Source organism: Streptomyces sp. Isolate_45 (assembly GCF_024721315.2).
GTDB lineage: Bacteria > Actinomycetota > Actinomycetes > Streptomycetales > Streptomycetaceae > Streptomyces.
On record NZ_JANFAK020000355.1, the window covers coordinates 1 to 1,678 of the forward strand.

Annotated in this window: 1 protein-coding gene; it reads left to right on the forward strand. The window is 69.4% G+C overall.

Annotated features, from left to right (window positions below; genetic code table 11):
* On the forward strand, positions 1–1,678 hold a 1,678-nt coding region (locus NOD94_RS41020; protein WP_281211336.1), incomplete at both ends, for an amino acid adenylation domain-containing protein.

Sequence of the window (1,678 nt, forward strand, 5' to 3'; positions counted from 1 at the left end):
TCACCGGCGTGGAGTCGATGGTCGGCCTGTTCATCAACACCCTCCCGGTCCGGGCCCGCCTGGACAACACCGAACCCCTGACCGGGTTCTTCCGCCGACTCCAGGCCGAACAGGCCCGCCTCCTGGACCACCAGTGGGCAGGACTCGCCGACATCCAACGCTGGGCCGGCCACTCCGAACTCTTCGACACCGCCATGGTCTTCCAGAACTACCCCGTCGACGAGGGCGACCTCCGGGGCGAACCGGACGCCCAACGGCTCCGGGTGACCTCCGCCGACATCAAGGGCGGCACGCACTTCGCGGTGAACGTCGTGGCGACGATGCGCGGAACCGAACTGTCCTTCCGCGTCGACCACCGCCCCGACCTCTTCGACGACGCCTACGCCCGCGGCTTGGGCGAGCGGGTACTGCGTGTCCTTAACGCCCTGGTCAGCGAGGGCGACCAGCCGGTGGGCCGGCTCGACACCCTCGACACCGCCGACCGCGAACGGGTCCTGGTGGAGTGGAACGGCGACGACACCACTCATTCGGACACCCCCCTGCACGAGCTCTTCGCAGCCCAGGCCGTCCGCACCCCGGACGCGGTCGCCGTCACGGACGAGAACGGGAACTCCCTCACGTACGGGGAGCTCGACGGCCGCGCCAACCAGGTCGCCCGTCACCTGATCGCCCACAACGTGCGGGCGGAACAGTTCGTGGCCCTCGTCCTACCCAAAACGACGGACGCGATCGTAAGCATGCTCGGCGTCCTCAAGGCCGGCGCCGCCTACCTGCCCGTCGACCCCGAGTACCCGACCGACCGCATCAGCCACATCCTCACCGACGCCGTTCCGGCCCTCACGCTCACCGAACCCGTCGCGGCGGACGTACTGGCGACGTACTCCAATGCGCAGGTCAGCGACGCAGAGCGCCCGTCCGCGTGGTCACCGCTCCACGCGGCCTACATGATCTACACCTCGGGCTCCACCGGCCGCCCCAAGGGCGTCATCATCGAACACCACGCCCTGGCCACCTACCTCCACCGAGCGCGCACCGCCTACCCGGCCACCGGCGGGGCCACCCTGCTGCACTCACCGCTGGCCTTCGACCTCACCGTCACCGCCCTATGGACACCCCTCACCAACGGCGGAACCGTCCACCTCACCAGCCTCGAAAACAGCACCCACCAGCCGACGCTGATCAAGGCGACGCCCAGCCACCTCGCCATCCTCAACACCCTGCCCGCCACCACATCGCCCAGCGACACCCTGATCCTCGGCGGCGAAGCCCTCCACACCGACCAGCTCGCCACCTGGCAGAGCACCCACCCCGACACCCAGGTCATCAACGCGTACGGGCCCACCGAGAACACCGTCAACGCCACCGAGTACCGCATCCCCAGCGGAACGCTGCCCGACGGGCCGATCCCGATCGGCCGACCGTTCACCAACACTCGCGCCTACGTCCTCGACAGCGCCCTACGCCCCGCGGCCCCCGGCACTGATGGTGAGCTCTACCTCGCCGGCCACCAACTCGCCCGCGGTTACCACGACCGCAACGCCCTCACCGCGGAACGCTTCACCGCCAACCCCTACGGCCCGCCCGGCAGCCGCATGTACCGCACCGGCGACATCGCCCGCTGGAACCACCACGGCCAACTCATCTTCACCGGCCGAGCCGACCACCAGATCAAACTCCG